This is a genomic window from Streptomyces sp. NPDC033845, assembly GCF_055576225.1.
This window is the reverse complement of record NZ_JBVIRI010000004.1, coordinates 73961-93219: the sequence shown is the minus strand read 5'-3', so window position 1 is coordinate 93219 and position 19259 is coordinate 73961. Positions and strand designations below refer to the sequence as shown.

17 protein-coding genes and 1 pseudogene are annotated in these 19259 nt (G+C 72.6%); 7 read left to right on the top strand and 11 right to left on the bottom strand.

What is annotated here, in order from left to right:
• Positions 1-11 precede the first annotated feature (11 nt).
• The 5 genes from ACZ50K_RS10250 to ACZ50K_RS10230 all read left to right on the top strand — a co-directional run bounded on the left by ACZ50K_RS10250 (position 12) and on the right by ACZ50K_RS10230 (position 6154).
• On the top strand, positions 12-1022 hold the full coding sequence (locus tag ACZ50K_RS10250) for a LacI family DNA-binding transcriptional regulator (protein WP_468900137.1): 1011 nt from the start codon (positions 12-14) through the stop codon (positions 1020-1022).
• A gap of 191 nt (positions 1023-1213) precedes the next feature.
• On the top strand, positions 1214-2617 hold the full coding sequence (locus tag ACZ50K_RS10245) for an ABC transporter substrate-binding protein (RefSeq protein WP_468900134.1): 1404 nt from the start codon (positions 1214-1216) through the stop codon (positions 2615-2617).
• Positions 2618-2707: 90 nt separating this feature from the next.
• Complete coding sequence (locus tag ACZ50K_RS10240; RefSeq protein WP_468900131.1) at positions 2708-3619, top strand: carbohydrate ABC transporter permease; 912 nt, start codon at positions 2708-2710, stop codon at positions 3617-3619.
• A 21-nt stretch (positions 3620-3640) separates the two neighbouring features.
• Positions 3641-4516: a carbohydrate ABC transporter permease gene (locus ACZ50K_RS10235; protein ID WP_468900129.1), complete on the top strand. Its 876-nt coding sequence runs from the start codon at positions 3641-3643 to the stop codon at positions 4514-4516.
• A 30-nt stretch (positions 4517-4546) separates the two neighbouring features.
• Complete coding sequence (locus ACZ50K_RS10230) at positions 4547-6154, top strand: glycoside hydrolase family 13 protein (protein ID WP_468900126.1); 1608 nt, start codon at positions 4547-4549, stop codon at positions 6152-6154.
• A 67-nt stretch (positions 6155-6221) separates the two neighbouring features.
• Here ACZ50K_RS10230 and ACZ50K_RS10225 read toward each other — a convergent pair whose 3' ends face one another.
• The 9 genes from ACZ50K_RS10225 to ACZ50K_RS10185 form a co-directional block, all read right to left on the bottom strand.
• Positions 6222-6692 (bottom strand): nuclear transport factor 2 family protein, encoded by a 471-nt coding sequence (locus ACZ50K_RS10225; protein ID WP_468900123.1) that lies wholly within the window; start codon positions 6690-6692, stop codon positions 6222-6224.
• A 94-nt stretch (positions 6693-6786) separates the two neighbouring features.
• Entirely contained in the window at positions 6787-7335 is a 549-nt protein-coding gene (locus ACZ50K_RS10220) for a TetR/AcrR family transcriptional regulator (protein ID WP_468900120.1), read from the bottom strand.
• Between the two features lie 31 nt (positions 7336-7366).
• Positions 7367-8383, bottom strand: coding sequence for a TIGR03842 family LLM class F420-dependent oxidoreductase (locus ACZ50K_RS10215; protein WP_468900117.1), 1017 nt, complete (start codon positions 8381-8383; stop codon positions 7367-7369).
• A 13-nt stretch (positions 8384-8396) separates the two neighbouring features.
• Positions 8397-9800, bottom strand: a complete 1404-nt coding sequence (gene hydA, locus ACZ50K_RS10210) for a dihydropyrimidinase (protein WP_468900114.1) — start codon at positions 9798-9800, stop codon at positions 8397-8399.
• A gap of 61 nt (positions 9801-9861) precedes the next feature.
• Positions 9862-11157 carry an aspartate aminotransferase family protein gene (locus ACZ50K_RS10205; RefSeq protein ID WP_468900111.1) on the bottom strand — a complete coding sequence of 432 codons (1296 nt, stop codon included), beginning with the start codon at positions 11155-11157 and terminating at the stop codon, positions 9862-9864.
• Complete coding sequence (locus ACZ50K_RS10200; RefSeq protein WP_468900108.1) at positions 11154-11996, bottom strand: nitrilase-related carbon-nitrogen hydrolase; 843 nt, start codon at positions 11994-11996, stop codon at positions 11154-11156. The genes ACZ50K_RS10205 and ACZ50K_RS10200 overlap by 4 nt, the downstream gene beginning before the upstream one ends.
• A 146-nt stretch (positions 11997-12142) precedes the next feature.
• Positions 12143-13834: a hypothetical protein gene (locus tag ACZ50K_RS10195; RefSeq protein WP_468900105.1), complete on the bottom strand. Its 1692-nt coding sequence runs from the start codon at positions 13832-13834 to the stop codon at positions 12143-12145.
• A gap of 23 nt (positions 13835-13857) precedes the next feature.
• A complete protein-coding gene (locus tag ACZ50K_RS10190) occupies positions 13858-14124 on the bottom strand; it encodes a hypothetical protein (protein ID WP_468900102.1) in 267 nt (88 codons plus the stop codon).
• Between the two features lie 75 nt (positions 14125-14199).
• Positions 14200-14451 (bottom strand): helix-turn-helix domain-containing protein, encoded by a 252-nt coding sequence (locus ACZ50K_RS10185; RefSeq protein ID WP_468900099.1) that lies wholly within the window; start codon positions 14449-14451, stop codon positions 14200-14202.
• Positions 14452-14515: 64 nt separating this feature from the next.
• Between ACZ50K_RS10185 and map the strand changes: the two genes are divergently transcribed.
• Positions 14516-15283 (top strand): type I methionyl aminopeptidase, encoded by a 768-nt coding sequence (gene map / locus ACZ50K_RS10180; protein ID WP_468900095.1) that lies wholly within the window; start codon positions 14516-14518, stop codon positions 15281-15283.
• 33 nt (positions 15284-15316) lie between these two features.
• On the opposite strand, the gene ggt is transcribed toward map, so the two are convergent.
• Positions 15317-17125, bottom strand: coding sequence for a gamma-glutamyltransferase (gene ggt / locus ACZ50K_RS10175; RefSeq protein ID WP_468900092.1), 1809 nt, complete (start codon positions 17123-17125; stop codon positions 15317-15319).
• Positions 17126-17227: 102 nt separating this feature from the next.
• On the opposite strand from ggt, the gene ACZ50K_RS10170 reads away from it, so the two are divergent.
• On the top strand, positions 17228-17953 hold the full coding sequence (locus ACZ50K_RS10170) for a hypothetical protein (RefSeq protein ID WP_468900089.1): 726 nt from the start codon (positions 17228-17230) through the stop codon (positions 17951-17953).
• Here ACZ50K_RS10170 and ACZ50K_RS10165 read toward each other — a convergent pair.
• A pseudogene (locus tag ACZ50K_RS10165) lies at positions 17913-19144 on the bottom strand (cytochrome P450). The gene ACZ50K_RS10170 and the pseudogene ACZ50K_RS10165 sit on opposite strands and share 41 nt — an antisense overlap.
• Positions 19145-19259: the final 115 nt, after the last annotated feature.

Sequence of the window (19259 nt, the reverse complement as noted above, 5' to 3'; positions counted from 1 at the left end):
CTCTTGCGTTCATGACGCGACGACTTGCTCAAGTGGCGAAGAAGGTGGGAGTCAGCGAGGCAACGGTCAGCCGGGTGCTCAACGGCAAGCCGGGCGTCTCGGAGACGACCCGCCAGTCCGTGCTCACCGCCCTCGACGTCCTCGGCTACGAGCGCCCCACCCAGCTGCGGGGCGAGCGGGCGCGACTGGTCGGGCTGGTCCTGCCGGAGCTGCAGAACCCCATCTTCCCCGCCTTCGCCGAGGTCATCGGCGGCGCCCTGGCCCAGCAGGGGCTGACCCCGGTGCTCTGCACCCAGACCACCGGCGGGGTCTCCGAGGCCGACTACGTGGAACTGCTGCTCCAGCAGCAGGTGTCCGGCGTGGTCTTCGCCGGCGGCCTGTTCGCCCAGGCCGACGCCCCGCACGAGCACTACCGGCTGCTCTCCGAGCGCCGGGTCCCGGTGGTGCTGATCAACGCCTCCATCGAGGACCTCGGGTTCCCCTGCGTGGCCTGTGACGACGCCGTCGCGGTGGAACAGGCCTGGCGCCACCTGGCCTCGCTGGGGCACGAGCGGATCGGCCTGGTGCTGGGCCCGCCCGACCACATGCCCTCCCGGCGCAAGCTGGCGGCCGCCGAGGCGGTCGCCGCCGCGGCCGGCACCGAGCTGCCCGCCGCCCACGTGGAACGCGCCCTGTTCTCCCTGGAGGGCGGCCACGCGGCCGCCTCCCGGCTGCTGGACCGCGGGGTCACCGGGATCATCTGCGCCAGCGATCCGCTCGCCCTGGGGGCCGTACGGGCCGCCCGGCGGCGGGGCCTGGACGTGCCCCGGGACGTCTCCGTGGTCGGCTACGACGACTCGGCGTTCATGAACTGCACCGAGCCCCCGCTGACCACCGTCCGGCAGCCCATCGAGGCCATGGGCCGGGCCGCGGTCGAACTGCTCACCACCCAGATCCAGGGCGCCGCCGTGCAGCCGGGCGAGCTGCTCTTCGAACCGGAACTGGTGGTCCGCGGTTCCACCGCGCAGGCCCCGCGCGGCTGACCGCCCTCCCGCACCCCGGGCCCCGGACCGTCCCACCGACGGTCCGGGGCCCTTTTTGCGTCGCCTAGCCAGCAACCGACTGTCAATCTATTACGAAATCTGCGCGAGATATTGCGTTCATCTGTCCGGGGTGGTTGAGTGTGCCGCGCTCGCCCCCACGCCTCCTGCTCGATGCTCGAAGGGGACCACCGATGAGAACCAACCTCCGCCGCAACGTCGCGGCCGCACTCGTCTCCGCGCTCGCCGTCACGGCCCTGTCGGCCTGTGGCACCAGCAGCAAGAAGGACGAGGACAACACTCCCCCGGCCGGCGGCGGGTCCACCGACGCCTCCGCCCCGCTGGACCCGAAGGCCAAGGTCACCCTCACCATCGACTGCATGCCCCCCGCCGCGAAGGCGGCCGAGCTCAAGCAGTGGAAGGAGGACGTGGCCGAGTTCAACAAGACCTACCCCAACGTCACCATCGACGGCCGCTCCACCCCCGGCCAGTGCCTGGAGCCGCCGCGGTTCACCGCCATGCTGAAGGCCAAGTCCCAGCCGGACGTGTTCTACGCCTACTTCACCGACCTCCAGCAGGTCCTGGACAACGACGGCGCCGAGGACATCGCCGCCTACGTCACCCCCAAGTCGGTGCCCGCCATCGGCGACATCGACAAGAACGTGGTCGACGTCCTCAAGCGGGACGGCAAGCTCTACGGCCTGCCCACCAGCAACTACACGATGGGCCTGCTGGTCAACCGGAAGCTGTTCCTGCAGGCCGGTCTGAACCCCGACTCACCGCCGCGCACCTGGGAGGAGGTCCGGGCGGCCGCCAAGAAGATCGCCGCCCTCGGCAACGGGGTCGCCGGCTTCGGCGAGTACAGCGTGGAGAACACCGGCGGCTGGCACTACACGGCCACCATGTACGGGCTCGGCGGCGAGATCGTCGGCGCCGACGGCAAGGCCGCCTTCAACAACGCCACCGGCAAGCAGATCGTCGACAACCTCCACGCCATGCGCTGGGAGGACGAGAGCATGGGCAAGACCCAGCTGCTCAAGTGGGGCGACCTGCAGAAGCAGATGGCCTCGGACAAGCTCGGCATGTTCCTCGCCGCCCCCGACGACATCACGTACATGGTCCAGCAGCTGGGCGCGAAGTACGACAACTTCGGGATGGGACCGATCCCCGGCGGCGCGGCCACCCTGGCCGGCGGCAACGGCTACCTGATCAAGAAGGGCAGCTCGCCCGACAAGATCAAGGCGGCCGTGGCCTGGCTGAACTTCAAGACCCTCGCGGTCGGCAAGGGCCAGTTCCAGTACGACCGCAGCAAGGCCGACGGCCTCCCGGTCGGCCTCCCGCAGCCCGCCTTCTTCACCGGCGCCAGCAAGGCCAAGGACGACGAGCTGAAGGCCGCCAGCGCCACCATGCCGGTCGTCAACTTCAAGTCCTTCCTGGACAACCCGGTCCCGGGCAAGGCCGAACCCGCCAAGGCGCAGGAGGTCTACAAGGTCCTCGACAAGGTGATGTCGGGGGTCCTGACCAACAAGAACGCCGATCCGGCGAAGCTCCTGGCCGAGGCCGAGAAGGCCGTCAACCAGGTCCTGGCCAACCAGTAAGAACCAGGAACCAGGCGGCCGGCCTCCCCGAGACCACCGGCCGCCCGGTCCCGGCCCCGTCCCAGCACCACCGACAAGGAGCGAGCGGCGATGTCGGCTCCCCCCCTGCCCCGGGCCTCCTCCCGCGAGGACTTCCTCAGGGCACTCAAGCGGAACCTCACGGCCCACGGATTCCTGATCGGCGCCGTCCTCTGCTTCTCCTTCTTCTCCTGGTACCCGATGGTCCGGGAGTTCCTGCTGGCCTTCCAGAAGACCGAGAGCGGCACCACCCGCTGGGTCGGCTGGGACAACTTCCGCTACGTCTTCAACGACCCCAATGTCTGGCAGGCCTGGCGCAACACCCTGCTCTTCACCGGCCTGGCCCTGCTCCTGGGGTTCGTCGTCCCCTTCGTGGTCGCCCTGGTGCTCAACGAGTTCCGGCACGGCCAGGGATACCTGCGACTGCTGGTCTACCTGCCGGTGATGATGCCGCCGGTGGCCTCGGTGCTCCTCTTCAAGTACTTCTACGACCCGGGGTACGGGCTCTTCAATCGGGTGCTGGAGTTCCTGCACCTGCCCCCGCAGGACTGGCTGCAGTCCACGGACACCGCGATGCTCTCCGTGGTCATCGCCGCCACCTGGATGAACATGGGCGGCGCCACCCTGATCTACCTGGCCGCCCTCCAGGGCATCCCCGGCGAGCTCTACGAGGCCGCCGAACTCGACGGGGCCGGTCTGCTCCGCAAGATCTGGCACGTCACCATCCCGCAGACCAAGCTGATCCTCTCGCTGATGCTGCTGATGCAGATCGTCGCCACGATGCAGGTGTTCGTCGAACCCTTCCTGCTGACCGGCGGAGCCGGACCCGAGGGCTCCACCACCACCGTGGTCGTCCTCATCTACCAGTACGCCTTCAGCTTCAACCAGTACGGTCCCGCGGCGGCCCTCGGGCTCTGCCTGCTGGTCCTGCTCGCGGGCTTCTCCGCCGTCTACGTCCGGCTCAGCCGCGACAACGAGAACTGACCGGACCCGGGGGAACCTCATATGTCCGAGCGCACGCTCATCTCACCGGCCGCACGCAACCGCACCCGCGGCAAGGTCCTCTACTGGACCGTCCTCGCCGTGGTGGTCCTCGGCTTCACCCTGGTCTTCCTCGGTCCGCTCTACTGGATGGCCGCCAACGGCCTGAAGAGCACGGAGGAGTTCGCGCAGGTCCCGCCGACCCTGGTGCCGGACTCCCTGCACACCGACAACTACACGGCCGCCTGGAAGGTGATGGACCTCGCCAGACTGCTGTTCAACACCCTCTACTACGCCTTCGGCGCCCTGGCCTTCCAGCTCGTCCTGGACGTGGCCGCCGCCTACTCGCTGTCCCGGCTCCGCCCGCTCTTCGGCAAGGCCGTCCTCGGCATGATGCTGGCCACCCTGATGATCCCGGCCACCGTGCTGATCGTCCCCCAGTACCTGACCGTGCTGGACATGCCGATCATCGAACGGAACCTGCTCGACACCCCCTGGGTGATCTGGCTGCCCTCCGTCACCAACGCCTTCAACATCTTTCTGCTGAAACGGTTCTTCGACTCCATTCCGCAGGAGATCCTCGACGCCGGCGCCATCGACGGGGCGAGCGCCCTGCGCACCCTGCGCTCCATCGTGCTCCCTATGTCCCGGCCGGTCCTCGGGGTGGTCTCGATCTTCGCGATCGTGGGCGTCTGGAAGGACTTCCTCTGGCCGATGCTCACCCTGCCCGACCCGGCCCTGCAGACCCTCAACGTCGGCATCTACTCGCTGGCCTCGGGCGTCCCGGAGAACCAGCTGATCGCCGCCCTCGCGATGGCGTCGGCACCCACCCTGATCGTCTTCCTGATCTTCCAGCGCAACATCATGAGCGGTCTGACGGCAGGCTCCCTCAAGGGCTGACGGCCGCCCCCCTGTGAAAGGACCACCTCCGTGGCTGACTTTCCCCTGCCCGAGCGGGCCGCCGACTGGTGGCGCTCGGCCGCCATCTACCAGGTGTACGTCAGGAGCTTCGCCGACGGCGACGGGGACGGCACCGGTGACCTCGCGGGCGTCCGGGCCCGGCTCCCCTACCTCGCCGAACTCGGCGTGGACGCCCTCTGGTTCACCCCCTGGTACGTCTCCCCGCTCGCCGACGGCGGCTACGACGTCGCCGACTACCGCTCCATCGACCCCGCCTTCGGCACCCTCGCCGAAGCCGAGAAGCTCATCGCCGAAGCCCGCGGCCTCGGCATCCGCACCATCGTGGACATCGTCCCCAACCACGTGTCCGACCAGCACGCCTGGTTCCGCGCGGCCCTGGCCGCCGGCCCCGGCAGCCCCGAACGGGAACTCTTCCACTTCCGCCCCGGCCGCGGCCCCGACGGCTCCGAACCCCCCGGCGACTGGCCCTCCCAGTTCAACGGCGCCGCCACCTGGACCCGGGTCCCGGACGGCGAGTGGTACCTCCACCTCTTCACTCCCCAGCAGCCCGACCTCAACTGGGACCACCCGGCCGTCCGCCGGGAACACGAGGAGGTCCTGCGGTTCTGGTTCGAACGCGGCGTGGCCGGAGTCCGCATCGACTCCGCCGCCCTGCTGGTCAAGGACCCCGCCCTGCCCGACCTGGCCGGACGCTCCCCCGAGCCCTGGCCCGGCGAGGTCCACCCGTACATCGACCGCGACGAACTGCACGCGATCTACCGCTCCTGGCGGGCGATCGCCGACGAGTACGGAGCGGTGTTCGTCGGCGAGGTGTGGCTGCCCGACTCCGAGCGCTTCGCCCGCTACCTGCGCCCCGACGAACTGCACACCGCCTTCAACTTCGCGTTCCTCAGCTGCCCCTGGGAAGCCGGCCGGCTGCGCACCGCCATCGAGGAGACCCTCGCCGAACACGCCCCGGTCGGCGCCCCCGCCACCTGGGTGCTCTGCAACCACGACGTCACCCGCACCGTCACCCGCTACGGGCGCACGGACACCGGCTTCGACTTCGCCACCAAGGCCTTCGGCACCCCCACCGACCCGGAGCTCGGCACCCGGCGGGCCCGCGCCGCCGCCCTGCTCACCCTGGCCCTGCCCGGAGCGGTGTACGTCTACCAGGGCGAGGAGCTCGGACTGCCGGAGGCGGAGGTGCCGATCGACCGGATCCAGGACCCGATGCACTTCCGCTCCGGGGGCACCGACCCGGGCCGGGACGGCTGCCGGATCCCGCTGCCGTGGACGGCCGAGCCCTGGCAGGACCCCTGGCTGCCGCAGCCCGAGGGCTGGTCGGCGTACGCCGCGGACCGGCAGGACGGCGACCCGGACTCCATGCTCACCCTCTACCGCACGGCCCTCGGTCTGCGGCGTGCCGCCGCCGGGTTCGGCGGCGGCACGCTGGAATGGCTGACCGCGCCGCCCGGGGTACTGGCCTTCGCCCGGCCCGACGGCCTGCTCTGCGTGGTCAACCTCTCCGAGGCCCCGGTCCCGCTGCCGCCCGGCACCAGGCCGCAGCTCGGCAGCGCCCCGCTCGACGGATCGGGACTGCTCCCCCCGGACACGGCGGTCTGGCTGCGGTCCTGACCCCGCGGCCGGACCACCGGACGGCGGCCGTCCCGGGACATCCGGGACGGCCGCCCTCGCCGCCGGATCAGGCGTGGCGCGGCGCGGCGAAGGCCCGGTGCAGGTCCTCGGTCCCGGCGTCCAGGGCCACGGCCGCGACCTGCGGGTTCCAGAAGTCCACGTACCGGCTGATCTTCCCGCCCACGGTCTCCACCACGGAGATGTAGCGCTGGTCGTAGGGGCGGCCGGTGGCCAGGGCGGTGCCCCGGCTCTCGAACTCGGCGATCACCAGGGCGGGATCGGTGGTCCCGTGGAAGCGGATTCCCACGAACTCGACCCGGAAGTGCTCGGGGAAGTTCCGCATGTACTCCAGCAGCGCCTCCTTGCCCGCGACCTGCTTCGGGAAGCCCTCGGGCGCGTACGGGAATTCGAGCACCCCGTGCTCGGTGAACAGCTCGGTCCACTCGGGGATCCGGCCCGCGGACAGCAGGCGCAGATGGTCGCGGAACGCCTGCTGTGCGGCGGCCCGGATGTCGTCGTGCGTGTGGTGCGTGGTCATCTGGTTCCTCCGGAGAATTTATGTAAGCGGTTGACCGCTTACTTTTGAGCGGAAAAGAAGGGCCGCCGAAGCGGCCGGGTGGGGACGAGGGGGTTCAGGCACCGCTCAGCGTGCGGGCCCAGGGGGCGTCGACGGACTCGGCCCCCATGGTCAGGACCACGCTGCCGAGCAGCCCGTCGGCGAAGAACCGGCGGATCTGCTCGTCACCGGCCCCGGACGCCGCGCGGACGTACTCGACCTGCTTGGCGTAGCAGGCGCGCACGGCCTCCCCGATGAGCGGTTCGCCGGCGGCGCAGTTGCCGTGCATCAGGATCATCCGGACCTCACGGTCCGCGACCACGCTCCCGAAGGAGGCGCTGATCGCGGCCATGACCTCGGCCGGCTCACTGGACCGCACCTCGGCCACCGCATCGGCGGCGGCCGCCCGCAGGAGCGCGGCGCAGTGGTCGACCAGCGCGGCGAACAGGCTCGCCTTGTCCGGGAAGAGGCGGTACAGGTACCCCTGCGAGATCCCGGCCGCCTTCGCCACGTCCATGGTCGAGGTCCCGTAGTAGCCGCGGGCGGCGAAGGTGGTGATCGCCGTCCGCAACACCGTGGCCCGCCGCTCCTCGGCCGTGGACCGCACCCGCTCTTTCGTGCTCATGGAAGTAATCAACCACTCGCATAACCGCTTGTCAATCGGAGAACGCCGGGATGACGGCGGAACCGTAGGCGTCGATGGTGGTTTCGCGGGCGTCGTGCATGGCGTAGACGGCGAACTGGTCGACGCCCAGTTCGCGCAGGGTGCGGAGTTTGGCGATCTGGGCGTCCGGGGGGCCCAGCAGGCAGAAGCGGTCGACGATCTCGTCGGGGACGAAGTCGGCGGACGGGTTCCCGGCGCGGCCGTGGTGGCTGTAGTCGTAGCCCTGGCGGGCCTTGACGTACTCGGTCAGTTCCTCGGGGACCATCGAGGAGTGCTCCCCGTAGCGGGAGACCAGGTCGGCCACGTGGTTGCCGACCATCCCGCCGAACCAGCGGCACTGGTCCCGGGCGTGGGCCAGTGCCTGTGCCGAGTCGTCGGCCGTGACGTACGCCGGGGCCGCCACGCAGATGGTGATCGCGGAGGGATCCCGGCCGGCCTCGGCCGCGGCCTGCCGGACCGCCTTGATCATCCACTCGGTGAGGTAGGGGTCGGCGAGCTGGAGGATGAACCCGTCGGCCTTCTGCCCGGCCAGGGCGAGGGCCTTGGGCCCGTACGCGGCCATCCAGACGGGCAGCTTCCCGTCCTTGATCCAGGGGATGCGGAGCGGGTTGCCGTCGACGGTGGCCTCGCGGCCCTCGGCCAGGTCGCGGATGACGTCCATGGCCTCGCCCAGGCGGGCCAGGGTGTTGGGGGCCCGGCCGGCGACCCGCATCGCGGAGTCCCCGCGGCCGATCCCGCAGACGGTGCGGTTGCCGTACATGTCGTTGAGGGTGGCGAAGGTGGAGGCGGTGACCTCCCAGGTGCGGGTGCCCGGGTTGGTGACCATCGGGCCGACGTGCAGTTTCTGCGTGTTGGCGAGGATCTGGCTGTAGATGACGAACGGTTCCTGCCAGAGGACCGCCGAGTCGAAGGTCCAGCCGTGGCTGAAGCCGTTGCGCTCGGCGCGCTTCATCAGGCTGATCACCTGGGAGGCGGGCGGGTCGGTCTGGAGGACGAGGCCGAAGTCCATGCGGGGACTCTCCTTACAGGTACTGACAGGTGGAGCGGTGGACGAAGGCCCCGTGGCCGGCCCGGCCCTTGTACTCGCGCCGGTCGATGACGACCTCGCCGCGGGAGAGGACCGTGTCGACGCGTCCGGTGATCCGCCTGCCCTCGTACGCCGAGTAGTCCACGTTCATGTGGTGGGTCTCGGCGGAGATGACCTGCTCGGCGTGCGGATCGTAGAGGACGATGTCGGCGTCGGCGCCCGGCGCGATGGTGCCCTTCTTCGGGTAGAGGCCGAACATCCGGGCCGGGGTCGCGCAGGCGATCTCGATCCAGCGCCGGCGGCTGATGTGCCCGTCGAGGACGGCCTGGTGGAGGAGGTCCATGCGGTTCTCCACCCCCGGCAGCCCGTTGGGGATCTTCGAGAAGTCCCCGCGGCCCAGCTCCTTCTGGCCGCGGAAGCAGAACGGGCAGTGGTCGGTGGAGACCACCTGGAGGTCGTTGGTCCGCAGGCCCCGCCACAGCGCCGCCTGGTGCTCGCGCGGGCGCAGCGGGGTGGAGCAGACGTACTTCGCGCCCTGGAAGTCGGGTTCGGCGAGGTTGTCGGTGGAGAGGAAGAGGTACTGCGGGCAGGTCTCGCCGAACACCGGGAGGCCCTTGTCCCGGGCGGCGGCCAGCTCGGCGACGGCTTCCTCCGCCGAGACGTGGACCACGTACAGGGGGGCGCCGGCCACCCGGGCGAGCTGGATGGCGCGGTGGGTGGCCTCGGCTTCCAGCAGGACCTTGCGGACCTCGCCGTGGTGGCGGGGGTCGGTCTCGCCGCGGGCCAGGGCCTGTTCGACGAGGACGTCGATGGCGATGCCGTTCTCGGCGTGCATCATGATCAGCCCGCCGTTGTGGGCGGACCGCTGCATGGCGCGCAGGATCTGCCCGTCGTCGCTGTAGAAGACGCCGGGGTAGGCCATGAACAGTTTGAAGGAGCTGACGCCCTCCCCGACGAGGAGGTCCATCTCCTTGAGCGTGTGCTCGTTGACGTCCGAGAGGATCATGTGGAAGGCGTAGTCGACGGCGCACTGGCCGTCCGCCTTGGCGTACCAGGTGTCCAGGCCCTCCCGGAGGGACTGGCCGACGGTCTGGACCGCGAAGTCCACGATGGTGGTGGTGCCGCCCCAGGCGGCGGCCCGGGTGCCGGTCTCGAAGGTGTCGGAGGCGGAGGTGCCGCCGAAGGGCAGCTCCATGTGGGTGTGGGCGTCGACCCCGCCCGGGATGACGTACTTCCCGGTGGCGTCGAGGATCCGGTCGGCGGTCCAGGCCTCGGCGGCGGCCGAGCCGTGGGTGGCCAGGGCGGCGACCCGGCCGTCCTCGACCAGGACGTCGGCGTGGAGTTCGTCGGCGGCGGTGACGACCAGGCCGCCTCTGATGAGGGTGCGGTTGCTGCTCATGACGGGGTGCGGTCCCTCCTGCCGGCCGGCGTGCCGCCGACCGGCGCTTCTGCCGGCACTGCTACGGGATGGCGCGCAGGGCCTGTCCGAGGATGTCGGCGCCGTGTTCCGCCTCGGCGACGGTGAGCGAGAGCGGCGGGGCGATCCGCAGCACACTGGTGTCGTGGCCGCCGCCCTTGCCGATCAGCAGCCCGCCCTCGCGCGCCGCCTCCAGGACGGCGGCTGCCGCGTCCGGGTCGGCCCGGTCGGTGCCGGGGACGGTGAGTTCGATGGCGGCCATCAGTCCGCGGCCGCGGACCTCGCGGACGGCGGGGACCCCGGCGCTGACGGCGCGCAGCCGTTCCAGCAGAAGGCCGCCGACCCGGCGGGCGTTGCCCTGGAGGTCGTGTTCCAGCAGGTAGCCGAGGTTGGCGAGGCCGGCCGCCATGGTGACCGGGGAACCGCCGAAGGTGGAGATGGAGTTGGCGTCCAGGCAGTTCATGATCTCGGAACGGGCGACGACCCCGCCGATGGACATGCCGTTGCCGATGCCCTTGGCGAAGGTGAGGATGTCCGGCGGCCCGTTCTGGGCGTGCGCCTGCCAGCCCCAGAAGTGCTCGCCTGTGCGGCCCCAGCCGGTCTGCACCTCGTCGCTGATCCAGAGGATGCCGTGCCGGTCGAGGACCTCGCGGAAGGCCGCGTAGAGGCCGTCGGGCGGGGAGGTGAACCCGCCGACCCCCTGGATCGGTTCGGCGATCAGGGCGGCGACCCCGCCGCGGGCGTGCCCGAGGACGTCTTCGAGGTCGGCGACGGCCGCGGCGGTGAACCCGGAGTCGTCGAGGTGGGCGAAGGGTCCGCGGCCGCGGACGGCCCCGTGCACGTAGTACGTCTGGAGCGGGGAGAGGCTGGTCGGGGACCAGCCTCGGTTGCCGGTGATGGAGACGGTGGAGAAGGACCGGCCGTGGTAGCTGTTGCGCATCGCCAGGATCTGGTTGGAGCGGCGGTACGCGGTGGCGAGCAGCAGCGCGGTGTCGTTGGCCTCGGTGCCCGAGGTGGTGAAGAAGACCCGGGCGTCGGGGATCCCGGAGAGCGCGGTGATCCGCTCGGCGAGCTCCACCATGGGGCGGTTGAGGTAGAGGGTGGAGGAGTGGATGATCCGCCCGGCCTGGTCGGCCACCGCCTTGGTGACCTCGGGGAGGGCGTGGGCGGTCATGGTGGTGAGGATGCCGCCGAAGAAGTCCAGGTAGCGGTTGCCGTCGGAGTCCCAGACGTGCCGGCCCTCGCCGTGGGTGAGCTCGATGGGCCGCCGGTAGTAGAGGGCCAGCCAGTCGGGCAGGACGTTCTGGTGCCGGTGGTGCAGGCTGTTCGGGTCGGTCACGGCTGCACCAGTCCTCCGTAGGCGTCGGGGCGGCGGTCGCGGTAGAAGGCCCATTGGTTGCGGACCTCGTCGATCAGGTCGAAGTCGAGGTCGCGGACGAGGAGTTCCTCGTCCTTGTCGCTGGCTACCTCGCCGACGAACTGGCCGCGCGGGTCGACGAAGTAGCTGGTGCCGTAGAAGTCGTTGTCCCCGTACTCCTCCTGGCCGACCCGGTTGATGGCGGCGACGAAGTACTCGTTGGCGACGGCGGAGGCCGGCTGTTCCAGCTGCCAGAGGTGGGCGGAGAGGCCACGGGAGGTGGCGGACGGGTTGTAGACGAGCTGGGCCCCGGCCAGGCCGAGCTGGCGCCAGCCCTCGGGGAAGTGGCGGTCGTAGCAGATGTAGACGCCGACCCTGCCGACGGCGGTGTCGAACACCGGCCAGCCGAGGTTGCCCGGCCGGAAGTAGTACTTCTCCCAGAAGCCCTTGACCTGGGGGATGTGGTGTTTGCGGTACTTGCCGAGGTAGCTGCCGTCGGCGTCGATGACGGCGGCGGTGTTGTAGTAGAACCCGGAGTCCTCGACCTCGAAGACGGGCACGACGACGACCATGCCGGTCTCCCGGGCGAGGTCCTGCATCCGGCGGACGGTGGGGCCGTCCGGGACGGGTTCCGCCCAGCGGTAGTGCTCGGGCTCCTGGACCTGGCAGAAGTAGGGGGCGTTGAAGACCTCTTGGAAGCCGATGATCTTCGCGCCCTGGGCGGCGGCGGCCCGGGCGTGCTCCTCGTGTTTGGCGATCATCGAGTCGGTGTCGCCGGTCCAGGTGGCCTGGACCAGCGCGGCGCGGACGATGTGGACCATGAGCTGCTCCTCGCCTCTACGCACGTAGACGGTGTGCGTAGGTACGAGACCGTAAGCCTCGGTACGGTCCGGGGCAAGACCACCGCGCACGGTCGGAGTAGTCGATCAAGTCACGTCAGCGGGCTGCCGGTTCCGGTCCCCGACGATCAGTTCCGGTCGGTCTGGCGGTCGGATTTACGGTCGGATCTGCGGTCGGGTCTGCGGTCGGATTTCCCGTCGGCCCCGAGGCCGGACACCCGCAGGGCGTGCAGCAGGTCGCGGTGGGTTCCGGCGGAGACCCCGCGGGACGCCGCCAGCAGCCAGGGGACCAGACGGCCGGGGTCCCGGCGGGCCAGCCGGGCCGCCTCCTCGGCAGGCCGGACCCGGACGAACGCGCCGATCAGCGCCTCCGCCTCGCCGGTCCGGCCGGCCCCGGCCAGGGCCAGGGCGGCCTCGGCGATCACCGCGGCGGGACGGGCCACACCCTGCCGGAGCAGCAGGTCCCGGTCGGCGGTCCGGCCGTCCGCGCCGAGGGCGGTCGCGGCCTCGGCGAGCCGCTCGGGCGGCAGGGTGGCCGCGGCCTCCCAGAGCAGGGTGCCCCAGTCGGGGGCGAGTCCGGCCCGTTCCAGCTCGCGGGCCAGGCCGGGGAGGGAGACGGCCGGCCAGCCGGCGGCCTCGCAGAGCAGCACGTGCGCCTCCCCGGTCCGGCCGTCCGCGCGCAGCGCGATCAGCTGCGCCACCAGCCGCGGGATCCCGCCGGCCCCGGGGCTGCCCGCCGTCGCGCGCGGGGGCGGCCCCGGCACTCCGGCGTACGGTTCCGCGGTCGCGCCGTACGCGTCCGGGGCCGGGGCCGGCGACGGGTCCGCGGCCGGAGCGGCCGGAGCGGCCGGGGTGTCCTCGGCGGGCCCGGTCGGCCCGGGCCGGGGGGCGCCGAAGCGGGCGCCCCTGGGGGCCGGGGCCCGGGTGGCCTCCGGCGTGCCGCCCGGCGGATCGGCGTCCGGGGTGCTCGGGGCGCTCGGGGCGGCACCCGCGTACCGGGCGCCGCCCGCCTTGCGCGGCCCGCCCCGCAGCCATCGCCGCCCGGCCGCGGCCTCGGCGGCCGACCTGGGCAGCGCCCCGTCGGCCGGTGCCCCGTCGGCCGGTGCCCCCGGCTCCGGTGCCGCCTCCGCCACTGCGAACACCCACCCCCCGGACTCCCACTCCCCGGACTCCGACTCCCCCGGCTCGTGCGCCGGCTCCGGTACGGCCGGCCCGGCGCCCGGCGGTGCCGGCCGGTCGGGGGCCCCGGCCTCGGGGGGCCAGGGGTTCGGGGTGGGGCGTTGGGTGGGGATGCCCGGGAGGGGGGTGCGGGGCAGGGCCGTGAGACGGGTGGTGAGGTCGGAGCAGCGGGCCGTGGCGCGGGTCAGGTCGTCCTGGGTCCAGGACAGTTCCCGGGTGAGGAAGTCCGACTCGGCGGGGTCGGCCGCCACCCCGAGCTGTGCCGAGAGGGCGCGCAGCGCGGCCTCCGAGGAGGCCCGCTGGGCTCCGGCGGCGGCCAGCAGGGAGCGGAGCTCCTCGCCCCCGCCGGGCTGCCGGTCGTATTCGGTCACCGCGGCCCGCCGGAGCTCGGCCGAGCGGACCGCGGCCCGGTCCGCGAACTCCGCGCCCCGGGTCCCGACCAGGTCCTGGAGGAGCGACTCCAGGACGTCCCAGGGCGGCATCGCCGTGCCGTCCAGGCAGGCCCGCATGCCCTCCGGGTCGCGCCGGAGGAACTCGCCGTACCACCCCGAACCGGGGTCCAGGTGTGCGGTCAGCTGCCTGAGGTGGGCCGCCAGCCGGTCGATCGCCGTCACTCCGTCGCGAGAAGTCGCGGTCTCCATGGGCGAATTGGATCGCACCCGTGTTACGGGCGTACTACGGGAGTCTCAAACCTTGACGGCGGTACGGCGCCGGAGGCGGGCCCCTCGGCCACGGCGGCGGCGGCCGGAGCCACCCGGGCCGCCGGGTCCGCCGGGGCCACCGGTTCCGGCGGGCGCAGGTCCGCGCCCTCCCGGTTCCGGGTGTGGGCGCGGCCGTCGGGTGCGGCACAGGCGGCGAGCAGCAGGCCGGCCGCGAGGAGGGCGCCGAGGAGTCCGAGGCCGATCCGCTCGGCTGCGTTCAGTACTGACACGGTTTCAGCTGTGCCCGGTGGGGCATGGCGCGCACCGCCGTTTGGGCCGTTCGGCGGCGCCGCCGATCGGGTCGTTCAGGCGATCACCAGTGCGCAGCGGCGGATCAGCTCGTCCGTGGAGAGCTCCAGCGCGTGGGCCAGGGCGGCGATGGTGAAGAAGGCCGGGGTCGGGGCCCGGCCGGTCTCGATCTTGCGGAGGGTCTCGGCGGAGAGGCCGGCCGCGGCGGCCACCTCGACCATGCTGCGGGCGCCGCGGGCCTCGCGCAGCAGCAGGCCGAGCCGCTCGCCGCGCTCGCGTTCTTCGGGGGTGAGGGGGGTTCGGACCATGGACCCATTCTAATACCGGCCCCACCGGATCGAGCGTTATTCTTATACCGGTATAGTTATTGGCATGGTGGAACTGAAGACAGCACACGAGATCGAAGCCATGCGCGAGGCCGGGCGGGTCGTCGCCCGGGCGCTGGCCGCCGTCCGGGAGGCGGCCCGGGTCGGCGACTCCCTGCGGGAGCTGGACGGGGTGGCCCGGGCCGTGCTCGCCGAGGCGGGCGCGGACTCCCCCTTCCTGGGGTACCGGCCGGAGTTCGCCCCGGTCCCCTTCCCCGCGGTGATCTGCGCCTCCGTGAACGACGCGATCGTCCACGGCATCCCCGGCGACCACCGGCTCCGGGACGGCGACCTGGTCAGCATCGACTGCGGGGCCCGGCTCGGCGGCTGGGTCGGGGACGCGGCCGTCAGCTTCACCGTCGGCCGGGCCCGCCCGGCCGACCTGCGGCTGATCGCCACCGCCGAGAAGGCCCTGGCCGCCGGTATCGAGCAGGCCCGGCCGGGCCGCCGGATCGGGGACATCGCGCACGCCGTCGGCACGGTCTGCCGGGCCGCCGGATACGGGATCCCGGACGGCTTCGGCGGCCACGGCGTCGGCCGCTCCATGCACGAGGACCCGGGCGTGCCCAACGAGGGCCCGGCCGGGCGCGGTATGAAGCTGCGGGCCGGGATGGTCCTGGCGATCGAGCCGATGCTGATCGGGGGCGGCGGGGACGACTGGCTGACCGCCCCCGACGGCTGGACCCTGCGGACCACCGACGGCAGCCGCGCCGCGCACGCCGAGCACACGGTCGCGATCACCGCCGACGGCCCGCGGATCCTCACCGCCCTCTGACGGCGGACGCCCTGCCGGCGGCCCCCGGACTCCCTACGGCCGGCCCGAGGGGTGGACCACCATGGCCGAGCCGCCGCCCCGCCGGGTCTTCTCGGCCGCCGCCAGCCAGCGCCCGTCCGGCAGCAGCTGGACCCCGGTGGCGGCGCCGATCTCCGGGTTCTGCCGGAAGCCCTGGCCCAGCGCCTCCAGTTCGGCCCGGACCGGGCTGTCCCACAGCCCCGGTTCCACTTCGGTGGTGGTCTGGTTGCGCTGGCTGGCCCGCGGTGCGGCGATGGCCTCGACCAGCGGCAGACCCCGGTCGAGGTGCCCGGTCAGGGTCTGGAGCACCGTGGTGATGATGGTGGCGCCGCCCGGGGATCCCACCGCGAGCACCGGCCGGCCGTGCTCCAGCACGATGGTCGGGGCCATGGAGGACCGCGGCCGCTTGCCGGGCCCGGGCAGGTTGGGGTCCGGGACGCCGGGGGCGGCCGGGGCGAAGGAGAAGTCGGTCAGCTCGTTGTTGAGCAGGAAGCCCCGGCCGGGCACCGTGATGGCGCTGCCGCCGGTGGACTCGATGGTCAGGGTGTAGGACACCACGTTGCCCCAGCGGTCGGCGACCGTGAGATGAGTGGTGTTCTCCCCCTCGTACGTGGTGGGGGCGGCCTGCCCGGTGCTTCCGCAGGCCACCGGGTTCCGGGGGTCCCCGGGGGCCAGCGGGCTGGTCAGGGCGCGGTCCGGGCGGATCAGGCAGCCGCGCGAGTCGGCGTACCGCTGGGACAGCAGCTGCCGGGTGGGCACGTCCTCGGCGGCCGGGTCGCCGACCCAGCGGCCGCGGTCGGCGAAGGAGATCCGGGAGGCCTCGATGAACCGGTGCAGGTACTGGCTCTCGGAGAGCCGGGACAGGTCGGTGCGCTCCAGGATGTTCAGGGCCTCGCCGACGGTGGTGCCGCCGGAGGAGGAGGGGGCCATGCTGTAGACGTCCAGGCCCCGGTAGCCGACCCGGGTGGGGGCCTGCCGCTTGGTCCGGTAGCCGCTCAGGTCCGCGGCCGTCAGATCGCCGGAGCGGACGATCCGGGTGGCCGCCGGGTCCACCGGCGGGGTGCGGACGGCGTCCACGATGTCCCGGGCGATCGGCCCCCGGTACATGGCGGAGGTGCCCTTGCGGGCGATCTGCGCGTACGTGTCGGCGAGATCGGGGTTCTTGAAGGTGGAGCCGACCACCGGCAGCCGGCCGCCGGGCAGGAACAGCTCCCGGGTGTCGGGGAAGTCCCGGAACCGGGCCTCGTTCAGTTCGGTCTGGGCGCGGAAGGTGGCGTCCACGGTGAACCCGTGCCGGGCCAGCTTCTCGGCCGGCTTCAGCAGCGGGGCCAGCGGACGGCTCCCCCAGGCGGCCAGGGCGGCCCGCCAGGTGTCGGGGGTGCCGGGGACCCCGACGCCGCGGCCGCTGGTCTGGCCCTCGGCGAAGGGGATCGGCAGGCCGTTCTCCTGGAAGAGGGCCGCGGTGGCGGAGGCCGGGGCGGTCTCCCGGCCGTCGATGGTGTGGACCCGGCGGGTCCGGGCGTCGTAGTAGACGAAGTAGCCTCCGCCGCCGATGCCGGCCGAGTAGGGCTCGGTCACCCCGAGCGCCGCGGCCGTGGCCACGGCCGCGTCCACGGCGTTGCCCCCGGACCGCAGCACCGCGATCCCGGCGGCCGAGGCGTCGGCGTCCACGCTGGCCACCGCCCCGCCCCAGCCGGCCGCCACCGGCACCTTGGCGGGCGGGCCCCCCGAGGGGGCGCCACCGGCCGGCGGGGCCGCGCCGGTGGAGATCAGCGCCCCGGTCAGGGCGAGCAGGGCCAACGGTCGTACGGCGGGCACACGCATCCCGAACCTCCCAGTCGACGGCCGGTCAAGGCCAGGGTGCGCACTGTAACTTCACCGCACCCCCGGCGTCAGGAGCGCCTGCCGGCGGCTACCATCCGCCGCATGAACGATGACGTCCGCAACATCGTGCTCGGGGTGATAGCCACCGCGGTCAGCGGCGGTTTCGGCTGGTTCTCCCGGACCTATCTGTGGCGCCGGGCGCTCCGCCGCAAGCAGGCCTTCTTCGGGCTGCCCGCCGGTTCCGACTGCCTGTTCGTGGCCAACCGCCAGATGGGCGGCAAGGACTCCTCGCTGCACCGCAACGACGCCTTCGCCCTGCTGGAGGTCTCCGCGCTGATCCGGGACTGCGGGGCGACCGTGCAGATCGTCCCGCACGACGCGGCCCGGCAGGGCTTCGGGGAACGCACCGAGTTCTGTGTGGGCGGTCCCGTCTCCAACAACCGTACGGCCGCGCACCTGGGCTCGCTGCTGCCGGGGGTCCGGATGAACGTGCAGTCGGAGCCGGTGCCGGAGCGCGGGGCGATCAGCGTGGGCGGGGAGACCTATCTGTGGGAGAAGGGGGTGGTGGAGTTCGTGCTGCTGGCCCGGCTGGTGACGGAGCGCGGGACCAGGCCGGTGTTCCTGCTGTGCGGGCAGACCGCCAACAGCAACCAGGCGGCGGCCCGTTACCTGGCCCGGCACCATACGGAGCTGGCCCGCAAGCACTCCGGGGAGTCCTTCTGTCTGCTGCTGAAGGTGGTCAACTCCGATGCCTACGGCCCCGATGTGACCGAGCTGGTCGCGGACGTCACCCGGGCGGCCCGGACACCCGCAGCGGCAGCCGTGTGATCCCGTTGATGAAGTTGGACACCAATCGGCTTGGCGGGGCCGCCAGTTCGGGTGGCGGCATGGCAGCGCACCACTCCTGGTAGAGGGTGCGCAGCTGGAGCCGGGCGAAGTGGGCGCCCAGGCAGACGTGCGGTCCGTCGCCGAAGGACACGTGCGGATTGGGGTGCCGGCCGAGGTCGGTCCGGCGGGGGCGGGCGAAGACCCGTTCGTCGTGGTTGGCGGCGGCGTGGAAGACCACCACCTTGTCCCCGGCGCGGACGGCGCGTCCGGCGAGTTCGGTGTCCACCGCGGCGGTGCGGCGGAAGGACAGCACCGGCGGGTGGACCCGCAGCAGTTCCTCCACGGCGTGCGCCGGGTCCACCTCCCCGGAGGCCAGCCGCCGGTACTCGTCGGGGGCGGCGGCCAGTGCCAGCAGCCCGCCGGGGGCGGCGGAGCGCACGGTGTCGTTGCCCGCCACCGTCAGCAGGAAGAAGAACATCTCCAGTTCGGCGTCCGGCAGCCGGGCCTCGGCCAGCACCGTCATCAGGTCCCCGGCCGGATGCCGGCGCTTGTACGCGGCGAGTTCGCGGGCGTAGCCGAACATCTCGCCGAGCAGGGCGGGCGAGCGGGGGTTCAGCGGCCGGCCGTCGGGGCCGGTCACCGGTGCCGGGGCGTCCTCCGGGTCCTGGTAGCCGATGATCCGTACGGTCCAGTCGAGCAGCAGTGCGCGGTCGGCGGCCGGGACGCCCAGCAGGTCGGTCAGGTTCAGCAGGGCGTACTCGTCGGTGACCGTGCGGACCAGGTCCGCGGTCCCGTCGACGGCGCCGTCCCGGGCGGCGGCCAGCAGGGTCCTGGCGCGGTCCCGGACCCGGCCGGCGAAGACGTCCACCCGGCCGGGGGTGAAGGCCCGGGCGGCCAGCCGGCGCAGCCGGCCGTGCTCCGGCGGGCCTGGTTGAGCATGGTCCGCCGCAGGAACGGCAGGTCGGCGGGGTCGGGGTCGCGGATCTGGGTGGCGCCCAGGTGCGAGGAGTAGGCGCGGTGGTCGCGGAGCACCCGGACCACGTCGGCGTGCCGGGTGACCGCCCAGAAGCCGGGCCCTGCGGGCCAGCCGAGCAGCTCCGGCTCCGGCTGCCAGGCGAGCGGGTACCGGTCGCGCAGCACCCGGTAGCTCTCGTGCGGGGGCCCGGCCGCGTGGATCCGCGGATCGAACACATCGGGGACACCGGAGGTGCCGGGGACACCAGGAACACCGGGGGTGCCGGGGGTGCCGGGATCACCGGCGGTCGTCGGGGCGGGCTCGTCCATGGGCGTCACAGTGCGGGCCCGG

Bases quoted from the DNA above. Each gene is read 5' to 3' on its own strand.
- map (WP_468900095.1), top strand. From the start codon at position 14,516: ATGGTGGAACTGAAGACAGCACACGAGATCGAAGCCATGCGCGAGGCC.
- ACZ50K_RS10240 (WP_468900131.1), top strand. From the start codon at position 2,708: ATGTCGGCTCCCCCCCTGCCCCGGGCCTCCTCCCGCGAGGACTTCCTC.
- ACZ50K_RS10250 (WP_468900137.1), top strand. From the start codon at position 12: ATGACGCGACGACTTGCTCAAGTGGCGAAGAAGGTGGGAGTCAGCGAG.
- ACZ50K_RS10195 (WP_468900105.1), bottom strand. From the start codon at position 13,834: ATGGAGACCGCGACTTCTCGCGACGGAGTGACGGCGATCGACCGGCTG.
- ACZ50K_RS10170 (WP_468900089.1), top strand. From the start codon at position 17,228: ATGAACGATGACGTCCGCAACATCGTGCTCGGGGTGATAGCCACCGCG.
- ggt (WP_468900092.1), bottom strand. From the start codon at position 17,125: ATGCGTGTGCCCGCCGTACGACCGTTGGCCCTGCTCGCCCTGACCGGG.
- ACZ50K_RS10215 (WP_468900117.1), bottom strand. From the start codon at position 8,383: ATGGACTTCGGCCTCGTCCTCCAGACCGACCCGCCCGCCTCCCAGGTG.
- ACZ50K_RS10245 (WP_468900134.1), top strand. From the start codon at position 1,214: ATGAGAACCAACCTCCGCCGCAACGTCGCGGCCGCACTCGTCTCCGCG.
- ACZ50K_RS10225 (WP_468900123.1), bottom strand. From the start codon at position 6,692: ATGACCACGCACCACACGCACGACGACATCCGGGCCGCCGCACAGCAG.
- ACZ50K_RS10185 (WP_468900099.1), bottom strand. From the start codon at position 14,451: ATGGTCCGAACCCCCCTCACCCCCGAAGAACGCGAGCGCGGCGAGCGG.
- ACZ50K_RS10200 (WP_468900108.1), bottom strand. From the start codon at position 11,996: ATGGTCCACATCGTCCGCGCCGCGCTGGTCCAGGCCACCTGGACCGGC.
- ACZ50K_RS10235 (WP_468900129.1), top strand. From the start codon at position 3,641: ATGTCCGAGCGCACGCTCATCTCACCGGCCGCACGCAACCGCACCCGC.
- ACZ50K_RS10220 (WP_468900120.1), bottom strand. From the start codon at position 7,335: ATGAGCACGAAAGAGCGGGTGCGGTCCACGGCCGAGGAGCGGCGGGCC.
- hydA (WP_468900114.1), bottom strand. From the start codon at position 9,800: ATGAGCAGCAACCGCACCCTCATCAGAGGCGGCCTGGTCGTCACCGCC.